Here is a 16,605-nt window from a genome sequence, read left to right on the forward strand (position 1 = left end):
GGCCGGCCATACCGATTCGGGAGCGACAGCGGCCGTTGCCGGCTACGAGCAGTGGGGTGAACTCGCCCAGCTGGGTGTGCTGGCCGTCCCCGCGCACCGTGGCCGGGGCTTCGCCTACGCCGCGGCGGCTCGAACTGTGACTGAGGCGATCGCCACCGGACGGCTCGCGCAGTGGCGCTGCCGGGTGGGGAACGACGCTTCGGCCAGGCTGGCCCATCGGCTCGGCTTCGTCAGGGCGGGCGTCCAGGCTGCAGTCAGTGTGAGCCCCGACGGCTGACGCCACATGCCTGGGGCGGAACGAAAAGAACCGTCCCTCCGTACCGGTCGCCCGGACTGCGCCACTGACTGACAGCATCGGGAGCCACTGGCGCTTTGCAGAGCGGCAGCGGCTCGCCAAGGTGTCAGTCAGTTGAAAGGGGTCTCGACAAGCTCGACCAGCGGGTGGGCGAGGGTCAGCGGGGGCCCTGGTTCTTCTGGTTGAACATCTTCTGCAGATCGGGGGGCAACTGGAAGTCGCCCAGCGCCTTCGCCAGCTCGGCATCGGACGGCTTGCCGCCGCTACCTACGCCGAAGGCGTCCGCGGGGTTCCACTCGGGCTGCTGCTGCGCGGCCGGGAGCGCGGCCGGGCCTGCGGCGCGCTTGGCCGGGTTGCCGGAGACGCCCTTGCCGCGCTTCGGCTTGGCGGCCTGGCGCTGCGGCTGGCGGCGTCCGCCACCGGGCAGACCGGGCATGCCGCCCATCTGACCACCCAGCTGCTGCATCATCTTGCGGGCGTCGAAGAACCGGTTGACCAGGCTGTTCACGTCGGTGACCGTGGTGCCGGAGCCCTTCGCGATCCGGGTCCGGCGGGAGCCGTCCAGGATCTTCGGGTTGGCCCGCTCGGCCGGAGTCATCGACTTGATGATCGCCTCGAGCCGGTCGATCTCGCGCTCGTCGATGTTGTTGATCTGGTCCTTCATCTGGCCCATCCCGGGCATCATGCCCAGGATCTTGGACAGCGGACCCATCCGGCGGACGGCCTGCATCTGCTGCAGGAAGTCGTCCAGGCCGAACTCGCCCTTCCCGCCCAGCAGCTTCTCGGCCGCCTTCTGGGTCTGCTCGGCGTCGAAGGTCTTCTCGGCCTGCTCGATCAGGGTGAGGACGTCGCCCATGCCGAGGATGCGGGAGGCCATCCGGTCGGGGTGGAAGGCGTCGAAGTCCTTCAAGCCCTCGCCGTTGGAGGCGAACATGATCGGCTTGCCGATCACCTTGGCGATCGACAGCGCGGCACCACCGCGGGCGTCGCCGTCCAGCTTGGTCAGCACGACGCCGTCGAAGCCGACGCCCTCGGCGAACGCGTTGGCGGTGTTCACCGCGTCCTGGCCGATCATCGCGTCGACCACGAACAGCACTTCGGTCGGGTTCACCGCGCTGCGAATATCGGACGCCTGCTGCATCAGTTCGGCGTCGATGCCCAACCGGCCCGCGGTGTCGACGATCACCACGTCGTAGAGCTTGCTCATCGCGTGCAGGATCGACGTGCGCGCCACCTGCACCGGGTCGCCGACGCCATTGCCAGGCTCGGGCGCGTAGACGTGCACCCCGGCCCGCTCGCCCACCACCTGCAGCTGGTTGACCGCGTTCGGGCGCTGCAGGTCGGCGGCCACCAGCAGCGGCGAATGGCCCTGCCCCTTGAGCCACAGGCCGAGCTTGCCGGCCAGGGTCGTCTTACCGGAGCCCTGCAGACCGGCGAGCATGATCACCGTCGGCGGGCGCTTGGCGAAGCGCAGCGGGCGGGCCTCGCCACCGAGGATCGCGACCAGTTCCTCGTTGACCAGCTTGATGATCTGCTGGCTCGGATTGAGCGCCTTGTGCACCTCGGCACCCAGCGCGCGCGACTTGAGGTTGGCGATGAACTCCTTGACGACGCCCAGGTTGACGTCGGCCTCGAGCAGCGCCAGCCGGATCTCGCGCGCGGTGGCGTCGATGTCGGCCTCGGACAGCCGGCTCTTGCCGCGCAGGTTCTTGAAGACCTCGGAAAGGCGGTCTTGCAGGGTGTCGAACAACGGACTTCCTCACGCAGTCGGATATCCCGGACATCCTACCGGCTCGATCGTGGACGACATTCGCCCCCGTCTTGCCCATCCGGTCGATAGTCGATGCGCCCCACCGTTGGTTGAGCTTGTCGAAACCCCTTTGTGAACCACACGCCCATCTAAGGAAGCGCTGGTCATTCGCGTCATCCCGGGCTCCGACCCGGGACCTCAGGCGGGAGAGATCCCGGATCAAGTCCGAGATGACGATGGAGAGGCCTTGATCAGCGTTTCCCTAAGCGACGATGATCAGCGCTTCCCTCAGCAGTCACTCGGCCCGTGCCTCTCTACACTGACCGGACGCGAAGGAGGCCCTCCATGTCCCAACCGATGCCGCCCGACGGTCCGCGACGCTGGGATGCCCAGCCGGAGGACACTCCCCTCTCCGGTGATTCCGGCGCCCAGCCGTACGGCTACGGCCAGGGCGCCAGTGGGCCGTCCGACTACACCTACCCGGGCTACGGCGATCCCCAGCCGAGTCAGTCCAACCCCGAGCCCTTCGGCTATCACTACAGCGAGCCATATCCTCCGACCGGACGGCCCAGCGGTCCGGTGGGGCAGGCTCCTCAGCAGTACGGCCAGAGCTACGGGCAGCCGCCTCAGCAGTACGGTCAGGCACCTCAGTACGGCCAGTACGGCCAGGCGCCGCAGTACGGGCAGCCGATGCAGCCCGGACAGTCTCCGTACGGGCAGCCCACGCCCTACGGCCAGGGCGGCTGGGCGCCACAGCCCGCACCACGCCGTCCGGTGTGGAAGAGCGTGGTGGGCTGGATCCTCGCCGGCCTGGCTGGCCTGTTCGCGTTGAGCGCGATGAGCCAGTTCGCCGACGGACGGTTGAGCTTCGGCCGAAGCGCGGCCTACAACGCCGGATATGTGATCGGCATCCTGCTGATGATCGTGTTGCCCGCCGTGATCGCCTGGCTGTTGCTACGCCGCAAGCCCTGAAGCTACTCGGACGCGGTTCACTCGCTGAGCAGCGCGTCCACGAACGCCTCGGCCTCGAAGGGCACCAGGTCGTCCACGCCCTCGCCGAGACCGATCAGCTTGACCGGGACGCCGAGTTCGCGCTGCACCTGAACGACGATGCCGCCCTTGGCGGAGCCGTCCAGCTTGCTCAGCACGATGCCGGTGATCTGCACCACCTCGGCGAACACCCGGGCCTGGATCAGGCCGTTCTGCCCGGTGGTGGCGTCGAGCAGCAGCAGCACCTCGGTGACCGGGGCCAGCTTCTCGATGACCCGCTTGATCTTGCCCAGCTCGTCCATCAGGCCGGTCTTGGTGTGCAGGCGTCCGGCGGTGTCCACGATCACCACGTCGGCACCCTCGTCGATGCCGCGCTGGACGGCCTGGTAGGCCACCGCGGCCGGGTCACCGCCCTCGGGACCGCGGACGGTGGGGACGCCGACCCGATCGCCCCAGGTCTGCAACTGCTCAGCGGCGGCGGCCCGGAAAGTGTCGGCGGCGCCCAGCACCACCGACTTGTCCTCGGCCACCAGTACCCGGGACAGCTTGCCGATCGTGGTGGTCTTGCCGGTGCCGTTGACGCCCACCACCAGCACGACGGCAGGCTTGCCGTCCTCGCCCTGCAGGTTGAGTGACCGATCCATGTTCGGGCCGACCAGGTTCAGCAGTTCGTGCCGCAGCACCGCTTTGGCGTGGGCGGGATCGCCGACCCCGTCCACCACCAACTCACGGCGCAGCGCCTCGGTCAGCTCCTGGGTGGGGCCGACACCGAGATCGGAGGTGATCAGCGTGGCTTCGAAGTCGTCCCAGACGTCGGCGTCCAGCCGGTCGGAGGACAGGATCGACAGCAGGCCACGGGCCAGCGGGTTGTTGCTGCCGGCCAGCCGGCGGCGCAACCGGGCCATCCGGGTGGACGGCGCCTCGGGCCGCTCCAGGGTGGCGGTGCCGGTCGCGCTCTCCCCTGCGTCCTCGGCTGCCGATCCGGGTTCGGCACCGGCCTCAGGTTCGGTGGTCGGCAGAGCCGGGGTTTTCGGGGCCGGCGGCAGCGCACGTCGGCGCGCCAGGAACATGGTGCCGGCGACGACGACCGCGAGGGCCAGCACGCCGACGATGAGCCAGGTGATCAAATCCACCGGCTCATGCTACGGGTGGTCGGGGACGAGGTGAGCGCAGTTCTCGCGCCGGCATCTCTTCGGAGCGCATGCCGCGACGTGCTGCTAGGTGCGGCAAGACTCCTGGGGATCAGTTGGCGGAACCTGCCGACTTCGCCGGGGTCGCGGAATCCACGGAACTCGCAGAGTCGGGCGAAGTCGCCGAACTGGGCGAGGCGACGGAACCGGGTGAGGTGGCAGAGCCGGCTGAGCCGCGTCGGGACGGGATCTCTTCGAAGAACTCGACCAGACCCTGCGGCGGCTCGGCGTCGCCGTTGAGATGCCGGGCGGTCTCGGCCATCACATTGGCCAATTCGGGAGCCTTCTCACGACCCGCACCCTGCATGCCCATGGCCACAATCGCGACGACGGCGATAGCGATGGCGAGGATCACCACCATCACCAGCAGTGCGACAGCCACGTTGAGAACCTTCCGACGGGATGGCTCCAGTATGCAACATCGCGGCCTTCACTCCCGCATCGGGTTCCACGGACGGCCGCCACCTCGGCGTTGCCACCCTTCGCGGTGATTGCGCCTGTCTGAACCGGTGCAATCACACCAAAGAGGGGTAACGCCCGTAGGAGGAAGCAACCCGGTCGACCCGACGCAGCGTTCAGTCGCGCAAGCGCTGACTGATCACCGCGGAGACGCCGTCGGAGCGCATGGTGACGCCGTACAGGGCGTCGGCGATCTCCATGGTGCGCTTCTGGTGGGTGATCACCAGCAGCTGCGAGTTCTCGCGCAGCTCCTCGTAGATCTCCAGCAGCCTGCCGAGGTTGGTGTCGTCCAGGGCGGCTTCGACCTCGTCGAGGATGTAGAACGGGCTGGGCCGGGCTTTGAACAGCGCGACCAGGAAGGCCACCGCCACCAGGGAGCGTTCGCCGCCGGACAGCAGCGACAGCCGCTTCACCTTCTTGCCCGCCGGACGCGCCTCGACGTCGACACCGGTGGTCAGCCACTCCCCCGGCTCGGTCAGCACCAGGCGTCCCTCGCCACCCGGGAAGAGTCGCGAGAAGGCATGCTCGAAGGCCTTTTCGACGTCGGCGTAGGCGGCGGCGAAGACTTCCTGCACCCGGGCGTCCACCTGGTCGATGATGTCGGCCAGGTCGGCCCGGGTCTTGCGCAGGTCGTCCAGCTGCTCGGCGAGGAAGGCGTGCCGTTCCTGCAGCGCGTCGAACTCCTCCAGCGCCAAGGGGTTCACCTTGCCCAGGACGCCGAGGTTGCGCTCCGCGGCCCGCAGCCGCTTCTCCTGCTCGGCCCGGACGAACGGCACCGGCTGGGGACGCTCGTCCTCAGGCCCAAGTGCCGAACCGTCGGCCCTGGTCAGCACGGGAATCAGCTGGTCGGGGCCGTATTCGGCGACCAGCACGTCGACGTCCAGGCCCAGCTCGACCAGGGCCCGCTCGGCCAGCGCTTCGACGCGCAGCCGCTGCTCGGCCCGGGCCAGTTCGTCGCGGTGGACGTGGGCGACCAGGTCCTCGAACTCCTTGGCCAGTTCACGACCGCGGCGTCGCGCTTCGGTCAGCGCGGTCTCGGCGGCCTGCCGGGCGGCCTCCGCGGCGGTCCGTTCGGCGGCGGCCAACTGCTGGGACTCCTCGATCCGGCTCAACAGCCAGGTGGCCGCCTGCGCCACGGCACGGGCGTCGGCCGCCTCACGGCGGAGTTGTTCCCGGCGGGCCGCGGCCCGGGCCCGGGCCTGTCGCTCGGCGGTGGCGGCGCGGGTCAGTGAGTCGGCGCGTCCGGCCAGGGCGCGGGCGCGTTCCTCGATGGTGCGCAGCGCCAGCCGGGCCTCCATCTCGGCGCCCCGGGCGGCCCGCTCCGCCTCACTCAACCGGTCCCGTTCGGACGGGTCGGCCTCGGTCACCTCGGTCTGTGCGGAGGCGAGTTCGAGCCGCTGCTCCAGCGCGGCGAGCGCGGCGCGGTTCTGCTCGCGGGTCGCCTGGGCGGCGGTGATGGACGCCTCCAGCCGCTCCGCCTCGGCCCGCGCGGCCCGGGTGGTCTGGCTGAGCGTAGCCAGTTCCTCGGCGAGGGCGGCGTGTTCGGCGTCCGACTCGTTCAGCCTGGCCAGCGCGGCCTCGGCCCGCTCGCGCGCCTCGGCCAGCTCGGCCTCCGCCTGGGCCAGCGCGAACCGGGAACGCTCCAGATCGGCTTGGACGGCCCTCAGCCGCGCCTCGGCCTCGTCGACCGCGGCCTGCACCTGGATCAGAGACGGCTTCGCCGACGAGCCGCCGGCGGCGAACCACTGGCTGAGCACATCGCCCTCGGCTGTCACCGCCGTGACGTCCGGCAGGTCGGCGACCAGCCCGCGGGCGGCCGGCAGCTCGTCCACCACGGCCACCTTGCGCAGCAGCCGGACCAGCGCAGGCCGCACCTCATCGGCGCAGCTGACCGTGTCGATCGCCCAGACCGCACCGTCCGGGAGCGCCGGCCAGTCCTGCTCGTCGGGTGCGGACGCCCCGCCGAGCAGCAGCCCGGCCCGGCCCAGGTCCTCGGCCTTGAGGTGCCCGAAGGCGCCGAGTGCGGCGTCCAGGCCGGCGACGGCGACGGCGTCCGCAGCCGAGCCGAGGGCGGCCGAGATCGCCGCCTCGTAGCCGGGGCGCACGCCGATCAGGGTGGAGACCGAGCCGAGCAGCCCGCCCACGGCGTCACCGGCCGCCATCAGCGCGGCCGAGGCGTCCTTGCGTTCCAGGCCGAGCGCGAGCGCGTCCAGCCGGGCGGCCAGGGTGGCCCGTTCGGTCTGCGCCCTGGCCTCGGCCTGGCGGATCTCGGCCAGGCCCGCCTCGAGTTGCTCCACCTGTTCGGCCGCCGACTCGTAGGCGGCGTCCAGGCCCGACTCGCCGTCGCTGACCCCGGCGATCCGGGTTTCCAGCGCGGCGAAAGACCGGGTGGCCGACTCGGCTCGACCCAGCGCGTCGTCGCGGGCTGCGCCGAGGCGTTCGATCTCGGCACCGGCCGCTTCGGTCCGGCTGCGCAGCGTGTTCACCTCGCCGGTCAGCCTGGCCAGGCCCTCGCGCCGGTCGGCGATCGCCCGCAGTTGCGCCGCATAGCTGCGTTCGGCCTGCTCGTGCGCGGCCTCGGTCTCCTTGAGCGTGGCGCTGGCGTCGGTGAGTGCCTGACCGGCGTTCGTCACCTCGACCCGCAGCGCCTCCTCGGCCTTGCGGACCTCGGCGGCCTCGCGTTCGATCAGCTCCGGATCACGGCCGGGACGTTCGCCGTCGCCGGCGGACTCGGCGTTGCGCACTCGCTCGCCCGCGATGGTCACCGTCGAGGCCAGCCGCTCGCGCAGCCCGGCCAGCCCGTACCAGGTCTCCTGGGCGGCGTTCAGCCGGGGCAGCGCCTCCCGGGCGGCCACCTCGGCTTCGGCTTCCGCCGCCCGTGCCGCCTCCAGGGACGCCTCCAGCGAGGCCCGGCGCGCCTTCAGGTCGGCTTCGACCGCCAGGTCGGATTCCAGCGCCAGCGTGGCGAGCACATAGTCGTCGGCGATCAGCCGAGCCTTGGCGTCGCGCAGTTCGGCTTGGATCACCGCCGCCTTGCGCGCCACCTCTGCCTGCCGGCCGAGCGGTTTGAGCTGACGGCGGATCTCGGCGAGCAGGTCGGTGAGGCGGTTCAGGTTGGTGCCGGTCGCCTCGAGTTTGCGCAGCGCCTTCTCTTTGCGCTTGCGGTGCTTCAGGACGCCGGCCGCCTCTTCGATGAAGCCGCGCCGGATCTCGGGGGTGGCCTGAAGGATCGAATCCAGCTGGCCCTGGCCGACGATGACGTGCATCTCGCGTCCGATGCCGGAATCGGAGAGCAACTCCTGCACATCGAGCAGCCGGGCGTTGTTGCCGTTGATCTTGTAGTCGGAGCCGCCGGTGCGGAACATCGTCCGGCTGATCGTCACCTCGGTGTACTCGATCGGCAGGGCGCCGTCGGTGTTGTCGATGGTGAGGGTCACCTCGGCGCGTCCGAGCGGGGCGCGTCCGGAGGTGCCGGCGAAGATGACGTCCTCCATCTTGCCGCCGCGCAGCGACTTGGCGCCCTGCTCGCCCATCACCCAGCTGAGCGCGTCCACCACGTTCGACTTGCCTGAGCCGTTGGGTCCGACGACGCAGGTGATGCCGGGTTCGAAGGCCAGCGTGGTGGTGGACGCGAACGACTTGAATCCGCGCAGGGTCAGCGACTTCAGATGCATGGGTCTTACCGGACGCCGGCGGCCGTCTCGTTCTCGGCGTGACGGCGGCGGACGTGCCGGAACGTCCACAGCTTGTTGACCAGGAAGTTGATCGGCGTGGTGATCACGATGGTGAGCAGTTGCGCCCAGTACTCGCGCGACTGCAGACCGGCGTTCTCGTGGAACCACGGCTCGGGCAGATAGAACGGCGAGGTCGGGTTGGTGAAGCCGATCTTGATGAAGATGCCGATCGCGGCGGCGGCACTACCGACGGCCAGGAACGGCAGGAACTCGGTCATCCAGGGGGCTTTGTCGCTGCCCCGGAAGGTCCAGTGCCGGTTGAGCTGGAAGTTGAACAGGTTCGCCACCAGGAAGCCGACGATCCAGACCAGGATGGTGAAGCGGAAGTTGAACGGCGTGCCGGGAATGCTGAACAGGATGTTCTGCGCGTTGACCGTGCCGCCGTTGAGCTTGTTCATCACGATGGCGACCACCATGTTCACCACCACGCCGGCACCGCCGACCAGCCCGAACTTCACGAACTGGCGACCGACATAGGCGTAGCGGCGGTACCAGGGGCCGGCAGAAGTCACGAGGGGCACCTTATCTCGCGCAATGTCGCTGGCGGCACCGGCGCCACAGTCTTCGTCATCTTCTACAGCCCTGCATCAGCACTATCTACGCCGAACTCGGCCTCCGCGACCGGGTCCACGCCATGCTGCTTGCGCACAGTCTCGACAAGCCATCCCGTCGGTGGTTGCGACGTCGATCAGAGTTGCCGGCTCGGTCATCGCGGCCTGAGTTCATTCAGGGCGGACGATTCAGGAACTCCGACGACGCGGACGGCGCTGGCAGTTCGGGCAGCGGAACGACGAGCGGTTCATGAACGGCTCGCGCACCATCGGGCGTCCGCAACGCAGACACGGCAGGCCCTCGCGGCCGTACGCGGCCAAGGAGCGCTCGAAATAGCCCGAGGAACCGTTGACATTCACGTAGAGGGAGTCGAAGGACGTGCCACCCTGAGCCAGCGCATCCCCCATCACGTCTCGGGCATGACCGAGCAGTTCGCGGGCCTTCGCAGCGGTGAGGCTGTCGGCCGGGCGGTCATAGTGCAGCCTGGCCCGCCATAACGCCTCGTCGGCGTAGATGTTGCCGATGCCCGAGACCACGGTCTGGTCGAGCAGAACCCGCTTGATCGCACTGCGCTTGGCACGGATCCGGGCAACCGCAGCGGCGGGGTCGAACTGCGGGTCGAACGGGTCGCGCCCGATATGGCTGAGTTCAGCGGGCAGGTCGGCGCCGTCCGGACTGAGCGAGAGCCCCCCGAACATCCGCTGGTCGACGAACCTGAGCTGCGTCGCGCTGGTCGAGCTTGTCGAGACCCCATTGGTTGCGTCGGCTGGCGACGTGGTTTCGACAGGCTCAACCACCGGGCCGGCGTCCGGGCCCAGATCGAACAGCACCCGGGTGTTGGGCAGCAGTGGCGCGTCCGGCTCGTCGAAGCGGAACTGACCGCTCATTCCGAGGTGTGCCAGCAGCGCGTCGCCGTCCGCGAACGGCAACCACAGGTACTTGCCACGGCGCCGGGGTTCGATGAAGGTGCGGCCGGTCAGCGTCGTCGCGAAGTCGTCCGGACCGCCGGGATGCCGGCGCACCGGACGAGGGTGCAGCACGGTCACCCCTTCGATGCGGCGTCCGGTGACGATGCCTGCCAGGCCGGCTCGGACGGTTTCGACTTCGGGAAGCTCGGGCACCTGGCGATTCTGTCACCCGCCCGGGATCTACTCGGCGGTCGTCGCCGCCAGGTCCGGCTCGGACGCCGTCCGCTTCGACGGGCTGGCGAACGGGATTCGACCGAGGACGATCACCGCGGCGACCATCATCGCCAGGCCGAGCCAGTAGGGCGTGGAGTGCGCGAGGCTCGCATAGAGCACGCCGGCCAGCACCGGCGCGATGACGTTGACGCCGGTGGTCAGCGACTGCATCACGCCGGCGATCCAGCCTTGCTCGTCGTCGCCGGCCTGGACGGAGATGATGCCGTCCATCGCAGCCGTCGCCGGCCCCTGGCCGGCGCCGAGGGCCAGCGTGCCGACGATCAACAACCAGGGCTGCGCGAAGAGCGAGCCGACCAGGGCGAGCGCGAACAGACCGACGGCCTGGGTGACCACGCCGGCGATGATGACGCCGCGCTCCCCGATCCGGGGCAGCAGCAGCTGCATCAGTCCGCCCTGGATGATGATGTCGAGGATGCCGATGGCCGCGGTAAGCAGGCCGATCTGGGTCGCGCTCCACTGCACCTCATCGATGGCGAGCACGCTGAAGTTGTTCACGAACATCGAGAACGGCACCCCGATCAGGACCAGCGCGATCAGCAGCCCCCGCAGGTTGGGCCGCGCGAAGGCGTTGCGGAACACCTTGATCGGGTGCAGCTCTTCGAGTTGTAGCGTCGCGGTGCGGTTCTCGGCCTTGAGGCTCTCGGGCAGGAAGAAGAAGCTCAGTACCGCGACCAGCAGCGCGATCCCGGCGGTGACGAAGACCGGCAGGTCGATGTCGATGGCGGCCAGCAGACCGCCGAGTGCCGGACCGATCATGAACCCGATGCCGGAGAGTGCCCCGAGCAGACCGAACCGCTTGGCGCGTTCCTCGGCCGGGGTGATGTCGGCGGCGTAGGCGAACAGGGCGGGCATATCGCCGGCGGTGACGCCCTGGATGATCCGTCCGGCGAGCAGCACCCAGATGGAGCCGCCGATGCCGAAGGTGGCGAAACCGATCGCCGCCCCGAACGCCGCCAGCACGATGACCGGACGGCGTCCGTACCGGTCGGAGAGGCCGCCGAACAGCGGGGCGACCAGGAAGGCGCACAGGGCGTTGACGGTTTCGAGGATGCCGACCCAGACCGCGAGATGGGACTGGTCGGGCACATAGCGTGCGACGACGAAGGGCAGCACCGGCAGCACGACGGTCATGCCGATGACGTTGAGCATGGTGATCGCGATGAGCATCGCCCAGGCGCGGCGCGATCCTGCGGCCCGAGGCGGTTGATTGACTGAAGTCACACCATAACTGTACCGATACCAGTTTCGATGTCAATCCAGTTATGGAGTCGTACCGCTATAGTGATTGCGTGACTGCGATCCAATCTCCCCATGGCCGGCGCGAACGGAAGAAGGCCGCCACCCGCAAGGCGATCTCGAACGCGGCCACGCTGCTCTTCCTTGAGCGCGGCTTCGACAATGTGAGCATCCGCGAGGTCGCCGAGAAGGCCGACGTGTCACCCACGACGGTCTTCGCGCACTTCCCGCAGAAGGAGGCGCTGGTCTTCGACGAGGACGACGAGCAGCGCGAGTTGCTGGTGGCGGTGGTGCGCGATCGCCCGGCAGGAACGTCGATCTCGGCCGCCCTGCTCGACTACTACCGCGCAGAACTGCTGCCGCCGTTCGACCACGACGGCGCACAGCGCCGGGCGTTCATGGACTTCATCGACCGGACGCCGGCGCTCAGCGACTATGCCGCCCGGATGTGGCTACGACACGAGGACGCGCTGGCCGCGGTGATCGCGGCCGAGCACGGCCAAGCCGAACCCAGTGACGAGGTGCGGGCCTACGCCCGCTTCGTGCTGCAGATCCAGCTGCTGGTGAGCGGCAGCGAGAATCCGGTCCCCATGCTGGAAGCCGGATTCCGGCTCCTCGATCAGGGCTGGGAGCACTACGAGGCAGAAGCGGCTACTCGCTGAGCGACCCGAAGGCCGCTTGCGCGGCGCCCTGCTCGGCCTGCTTCTTGGAGCGGCCGCTCGCGGGTGGGAAAGTACGTGCGCCGATCACGGCGACGGCCTCGAAGCGCTTGTCGTGGTCGGGTCCGGATTCGGTCACCGCATAGCTGGGCACACCCAGCTCGCGCAGGGCGCAGAGCTCTTGGAGGCTGGTCTTCCAGTCCAGGCCGGCACCGAGGCCGTTGGCGGCCTCGACCAGCGGATCGAACAGGGTGTGGACGAAGGTGTCGGCGGCGTCACGTCCGGCCGACAGGTGCAGCGCCCCCAGGACGGCTTCGAAGGCGTCGGCGAGGATCGAGGACTTGTCGGCGCCGCCGGTGGCGATCTCGCCCTTGCCCAGCTTGATCAGCGAGCCGAGTTCGAGCCCGCGGGCCACATCGGCGAGGGCATGGGCGTTGACCACGGCGGCCCGCAGCTTCGCCAGCCGTCCCTCGGGCAGGTCGGGGAACCGTAGATAGAGGTGCTCCGTGATCACCACGCCGAGGACGGCGTCACCGAGGAACTCGAGCCGCTCGTTGTGCGGGATGGCGCCGTTCTCGTAGGAGTAGCTGCGGTGCACCAAGGCAAGCTCGAAGAGCTGGGGATCGATCGTGATCCCCAGCTCGTCGAGTAGGTCGTGGATGCGGCTCATCGCCGCCGGTGTCAGGGTTCGAGAATCTGACGGCGGGCGGCGCGAGGCCCGTACTGGCCACACTCCGGGCACGCGGTGTGCGGCAGGTGCTTGGCCCGGCAGGCGGCGTTGGCGCAGGTCACCAGGGTGGGCACGGACGCCTTCCACTGGGAACGGCGGTGCCGGGTGTTGCTCCGGGACATCTTCCGTTTGGGAACGGCCACGGCTCACTCCTTGTTTCTGGCCATTGCGGCCTCGTCTTCGTCGTCTGGGTCTGCCGTCCAGCCCGACAGGCCGGCCCAGCGCGGGTCGATCCGGTCGTCATGTGCATGGTCGGGGTCTGTGTTCAGGTTGGCCCCGCAGTCGGGACACAAGCCTGCGCAGTCCGGCCGGCACAAGGGCGTGTACGGCAGGTCGAGCACCACCGTGTCCCGCAGCAGGGGCTCGAGGTCGAGCAGATCGTCCTCGAGGCGGCTGGCCTCTTCGTCGTCGGGTTCCTTGTCGGGATAGAGGTACAACTCCTGGAGGTCGATCTCCTCATCGAAGGAGATCGGTTCCAGGCAGCGTCCGCACTGCCCCGTCAACGTAACCTCGGCGGTTCCGGTGACCAGCACCCCCTCCACCACCGACTCGAGCCGAAGCTCAATCTCGATGGAGGAACCGGGTGGTACTCCGATCACGTCCGTGCCGATGCCGTCCGGCGCCTCGGCGATCCGCTGGATCTCCTTCATGGCGCCGACTCGTCGTCCCAGCTCGTGAGTATCGATGACGAGCCCGGAGCGGGGATTCAGGTGGCGATGTGACATGGTCATGACCGAAGGGAGACTTTACCGGGCTCGCTTCGCCGGCGCCAATCGGCGGTTCTTCTCACCCGTCCCCCGCACGCTCCACCCCCCGCGCTGGGGGTGGGGACGCGTCAGGCGTCGGCGTCCAGGCCGGAACGCGAGGCGAGCCGGGCCCGCATGGTCTGGATTTGGCTGAGCGTCTTCTGCAGGCCGGCCTCCATGGCGGCGATCCGGCCGTCCACGTAGACGTCGGCCTCTTTGCGCAGCGCCTCGGCCTCGGCGTCGGTCTCGGCGCGTAGCGCGTCGGCACGCTGCCGGGCCGCCTGCAGCACCTCGCTGGCCTCGACCAGCCGCTCCGCCTCCTGCTGCGCAGCCCGGACGACCTCCTCGGCCTCGGCCTTCGCCCGCTCCAGCACCGGCGGGCTGGCCTCGGCGGCCAGCCGTGCGGCGTCCAGTTCGTCGGTGAGAGCCGAGCGGACGGCGGCGACCAGCGCCAGCGCGTCCGCGCGGTTGATCATGCAGGACGCCGACATCGGCACCGCTTTGCCCTGCTCGATCAGTTGCTGCAATGCGTTCAGCCGGTCCGCGGACGATTCAGCCATGATGGGGGCTCCTCTTCTGTGCGATGCGTTCGGCGACCAGCGGCGGGACGAAGGCCCGCACGTCCCCGCCCAGCGAGGCGACCTCGCGGACCATGGTGGACGACAGCGTGCCCCACTGCGCCGAGGCCGGCAGCAGTACGGTCTCCAAGCCGGTGAGCGAATGATTGATGTGCGCCATCTGCAGTTCGAAGTCGAAGTCGGACGCGAACCGCAGGCCCTTGACCACCACGTCCGCCCCCTGCTCACGACAGAAGTCGACCAGCAGGCCCGACAGCACCTCGACCCGGACGCGGGGCTGCTCCCCCACCGCGGCCCGCACCAACTCGACCCGTTCGTCGGTGTCGAACAGGTAGTTCTTGGCCGAGTTCCGGCCGACCGCGACGACCACCTCGTCGAACAGGGCACCGGCGCGCCGGATCACGTCCAGGTGGCCATGGGTGATCGGGTCGAACGATCCGGGGCAGACGGCCCTCATTCGCCACCTTCCGTCGCGAGAAACAGCGTCGTCTCACCGTAGCGACGTTCCCAGCGATCCCCCAACCGATCCGGCCAGGCGAACGGCTGGTCGCGTCGGGCGCGTTCCACGACGACGAGCGCGCCGGGAGCCAGCCAGCCGTCGAGCAGGTGGGTGAGCACTGCTTCGATCGTGGTGTTCGGCAGCCGGTAGGGCGGGTCCAGCCAGCAGATGTCGAACGGGGTGGGCGGCCCGGCCAGGTACCGCTCAACACTGGCGGCCACCGCCCGCACACCCAGCCCGGTCTCCCTGATGTTGCGCCGGATCACCTCAGCCGCACGCCGATCCTGCTCGACGGCGACCACCGAGTGCGCCCCGCGACTGGCCGCCTCCAGCCCCACCGCACCCGAACCGGCGTACAGGTCGAGGAAGGAGCAACCGGTGAGCTGCTCGGCGGCATCCCCGGCGCGGCCCAGCTCGGAGGCCAGTACGCCGAACGCCGCTTCCCGCACCCGATCGGAGGTCGGACGAGTCCCGTCGCCGGGGGGCGTGTGCAGCCGATGACCCTTCCGGCTACCGGCGATGATCCGCGACATGGAGTTGACGCTAGCTCATGCGGACGCCGCATCCAGGCGCGACAATGGGGCATGACACAGCAATCTCCGGTCACCAGGTTGAGCGAGGCGGAGGCGTGGGAGCTGCTGCGGAGTTCCCCGGTCGGACGACTCGCCACCGTCATCAACCGCCAGCCCGACGTCTTCCCGGTCAACTTCGTCGTCGAAGGCACGTCGGTGATCTTCCGCACCGCCGAAGGCTCGAAACTGTTGCAGGTCACGGTGAACGAACGGGTCGCCTTCCAGGCCGACGGCTGGGTCACCGACACCGGCTGGAGCGTGGTGGCCAAAGGGACGGCGGCTGAGGTGGAGGACCCGGCTGAGCGCGACCGGATCGAACAACTACTGCATCCATGGGTGGCCTCGGTGAAGACCCACGTGGTGCGCATCGACGTCGACGAGATCGACGGACGCCGGTTCGTCTTCGGCGAGGAGCCCGAGCGGGATTACACCAGCGGCTGATTCCTCACTGCGTCGCCGCTGGTTGGGCTTGTCGAAACCCCCTTGTCAGGGCGTCATCCGAGGTTTCGACAGGCGCGAGCGACGGGGCCAGGCCAACGAGGGTCAGGGCTCGGCTGTGCCCTGATGGAAGCGTTGCCGCCAGTCGTGGCCCCTCACCCATAGTGAGCTGCGCAGGGCGGATCCCTGATCGCTAGCCGAGCGCCAGACCAGCAGGATCGTCCGAGCATCCACCTGATCCGCGGCGATGACCTCAAGATCGACATCTGCGGGTAGGGGCGCGATCTCGGTGAGAATCTCCGACCGGGTCCATAACCGTCCGGACTGTCCGATCTCGCACCAGTCGGGGTGCAGCAGGGCCGCCACCGCCGCGGGATCGGCCCGGACCTCATCGGTCAGCAGGGACCTTTCCAGGGCGATCACCCGGTCGATGTCGGACGGCTCAGGCTCCAGTTGATCGGCCATCGCCGAGAACAGGTCCTCCGGCTCGTCCGGCGCCATGACCGCCGTAGCCTTCGCCGGTACTGCTTCGACGACTTTCCCCAGCCCGGGCCCGGCGTCCGGGGTAAGGCCCTGGCTGAACGCGACGGCGGCGGCGTTCGCCAGCCGGTCGGCCTCCTCGTTCAGCGGGTGTCCCGAGTGCCCTTTCACCCATTCGAACGTGACCCGGCGTCCGGCCAGTGCCGCGTCGAGTTCCTTCATGATCTCGACGTTGAGCACGGGCTTTCCATCGCCCTTGCGCCAGCCCTTGCGCTTCCAGCCCGGCATCCATTTGGTCAGCGAGTTGATCACGTACATCGAGTCGCAGTAGACGAGCAGCTCGTCGTCGACGCCCGCCGTCTGCCGCAGCAGGTCGAGCACGGCGGTCAGCTCACCCATGTTGTTGGTGCCGTGCGCCCACCCCCCACAGGCCCAGCGTTCGGGGTCGATGTACCAGGCCCAGCCGGCGGGGCCGGGGTTACCGAGGGCGGAGCC

18 protein-coding genes are annotated in these 16,605 nt (G+C 69.2%); 4 read left to right on the top strand and 14 right to left on the bottom strand.

Annotation, left to right across the window (positions count from 1 at the left end; translation table 11 throughout):
• On the top strand, positions 1-277 hold a 277-nt coding region (locus Q0066_RS05625; protein WP_298130928.1), incomplete at its 5' end, for a GNAT family N-acetyltransferase.
• Positions 278-452: 175 nt separating this feature from the next.
• Here the strand turns inward: Q0066_RS05625 and ffh are convergent.
• On the bottom strand, positions 453-2,045 hold the full coding sequence (gene ffh / locus Q0066_RS05630; RefSeq protein ID WP_298130929.1) for a signal recognition particle protein: 1,593 nt from the start codon (positions 2,043-2,045) through the stop codon (positions 453-455).
• 345 nt (positions 2,046-2,390) lie between these two features.
• Between ffh and Q0066_RS05635 the strand changes: the two genes are divergently transcribed.
• On the top strand, positions 2,391-3,017 hold the full coding sequence (locus Q0066_RS05635) for a hypothetical protein (protein WP_298130931.1): 627 nt from the start codon (positions 2,391-2,393) through the stop codon (positions 3,015-3,017).
• Between the two features lie 17 nt (positions 3,018-3,034).
• Here the strand turns inward: Q0066_RS05635 and ftsY are convergent, their stop codons facing one another.
• The 6 genes from ftsY to Q0066_RS05665 form a co-directional block, all read right to left on the bottom strand.
• Positions 3,035-4,168, bottom strand: a complete 1,134-nt coding sequence (gene ftsY / locus Q0066_RS05640; protein ID WP_298130933.1) for a signal recognition particle-docking protein FtsY — start codon at positions 4,166-4,168, stop codon at positions 3,035-3,037.
• Positions 4,169-4,277: 109 nt separating this feature from the next.
• On the bottom strand, positions 4,278-4,607 hold the full coding sequence (locus Q0066_RS05645) for a hypothetical protein (protein ID WP_298130935.1): 330 nt from the start codon (positions 4,605-4,607) through the stop codon (positions 4,278-4,280).
• Positions 4,608-4,800: 193 nt separating this feature from the next.
• Positions 4,801-8,358, bottom strand: a complete 3,558-nt coding sequence (gene smc, locus Q0066_RS05650) for a chromosome segregation protein SMC (RefSeq protein ID WP_298130937.1) — start codon at positions 8,356-8,358, stop codon at positions 4,801-4,803.
• Positions 8,359-8,363: 5 nt separating this feature from the next.
• Positions 8,364-8,930, bottom strand: a complete 567-nt coding sequence (locus Q0066_RS05655) for a GtrA family protein (RefSeq protein WP_298130938.1) — start codon at positions 8,928-8,930, stop codon at positions 8,364-8,366.
• 228 nt (positions 8,931-9,158) lie between these two features.
• Positions 9,159-10,091, bottom strand: coding sequence for a bifunctional DNA-formamidopyrimidine glycosylase/DNA-(apurinic or apyrimidinic site) lyase (gene mutM, locus Q0066_RS05660; protein ID WP_298130940.1), 933 nt, complete (start codon positions 10,089-10,091; stop codon positions 9,159-9,161).
• A gap of 27 nt (positions 10,092-10,118) precedes the next feature.
• Positions 10,119-11,393 carry an MFS transporter gene (locus Q0066_RS05665; protein WP_298130942.1) on the bottom strand — a complete coding sequence of 425 codons (1,275 nt, stop codon included), beginning with the start codon at positions 11,391-11,393 and terminating at the stop codon, positions 10,119-10,121.
• Between the two features lie 68 nt (positions 11,394-11,461).
• Between Q0066_RS05665 and Q0066_RS05670 the strand changes: the two genes are divergently transcribed.
• Positions 11,462-12,070 carry a TetR/AcrR family transcriptional regulator gene (locus tag Q0066_RS05670; protein ID WP_298130944.1) on the top strand — a complete coding sequence of 203 codons (609 nt, stop codon included), beginning with the start codon at positions 11,462-11,464 and terminating at the stop codon, positions 12,068-12,070.
• Here the strand turns inward: Q0066_RS05670 and rnc are convergent.
• The 6 genes from rnc to rsmD form a co-directional block, all read right to left on the bottom strand.
• Positions 12,060-12,737 (bottom strand): ribonuclease III, encoded by a 678-nt coding sequence (gene rnc, locus Q0066_RS05675; protein ID WP_298130946.1) that lies wholly within the window; start codon positions 12,735-12,737, stop codon positions 12,060-12,062. The genes Q0066_RS05670 and rnc overlap by 11 nt on opposite strands.
• An 11-nt stretch (positions 12,738-12,748) precedes the next feature.
• Positions 12,749-12,940 carry a 50S ribosomal protein L32 gene (rpmF, locus tag Q0066_RS05680; protein WP_298130948.1) on the bottom strand — a complete coding sequence of 64 codons (192 nt, stop codon included), beginning with the start codon at positions 12,938-12,940 and terminating at the stop codon, positions 12,749-12,751.
• A 3-nt stretch (positions 12,941-12,943) separates the two neighbouring features.
• On the bottom strand, positions 12,944-13,528 hold the full coding sequence (locus tag Q0066_RS05685; RefSeq protein ID WP_298130950.1) for a DUF177 domain-containing protein: 585 nt from the start codon (positions 13,526-13,528) through the stop codon (positions 12,944-12,946).
• Between the two features lie 104 nt (positions 13,529-13,632).
• Positions 13,633-14,103 carry a hypothetical protein gene (locus Q0066_RS05690; RefSeq protein WP_298130951.1) on the bottom strand — a complete coding sequence of 157 codons (471 nt, stop codon included), beginning with the start codon at positions 14,101-14,103 and terminating at the stop codon, positions 13,633-13,635.
• Positions 14,096-14,578, bottom strand: a complete 483-nt coding sequence (gene coaD, locus Q0066_RS05695; protein WP_298130953.1) for a pantetheine-phosphate adenylyltransferase — start codon at positions 14,576-14,578, stop codon at positions 14,096-14,098. The genes Q0066_RS05690 and coaD overlap by 8 nt, the downstream gene beginning before the upstream one ends.
• A complete protein-coding gene (rsmD, locus tag Q0066_RS05700) occupies positions 14,575-15,153 on the bottom strand; it encodes a 16S rRNA (guanine(966)-N(2))-methyltransferase RsmD (protein ID WP_298130955.1) in 579 nt (192 codons plus the stop codon). Before rsmD ends, coaD begins: the two co-directional genes overlap by 4 nt.
• Before the next feature lie 51 nt (positions 15,154-15,204).
• On the opposite strand from rsmD, the gene Q0066_RS05705 reads away from it, so the two are divergent.
• Entirely contained in the window at positions 15,205-15,633 is a 429-nt protein-coding gene (locus Q0066_RS05705; protein WP_298130957.1) for a pyridoxamine 5'-phosphate oxidase family protein, read from the top strand.
• Between the two features lie 102 nt (positions 15,634-15,735).
• Here Q0066_RS05705 and Q0066_RS05710 read toward each other — a convergent pair.
• On the bottom strand, positions 15,736-16,605 hold an 870-nt coding region (locus tag Q0066_RS05710; protein WP_298130959.1), incomplete at its 5' end, for a ribonuclease HI family protein.

The organism is Micropruina sp. (assembly GCF_027492755.1).
Lineage (GTDB): Bacteria > Actinomycetota > Actinomycetes > Propionibacteriales > Propionibacteriaceae > Micropruina.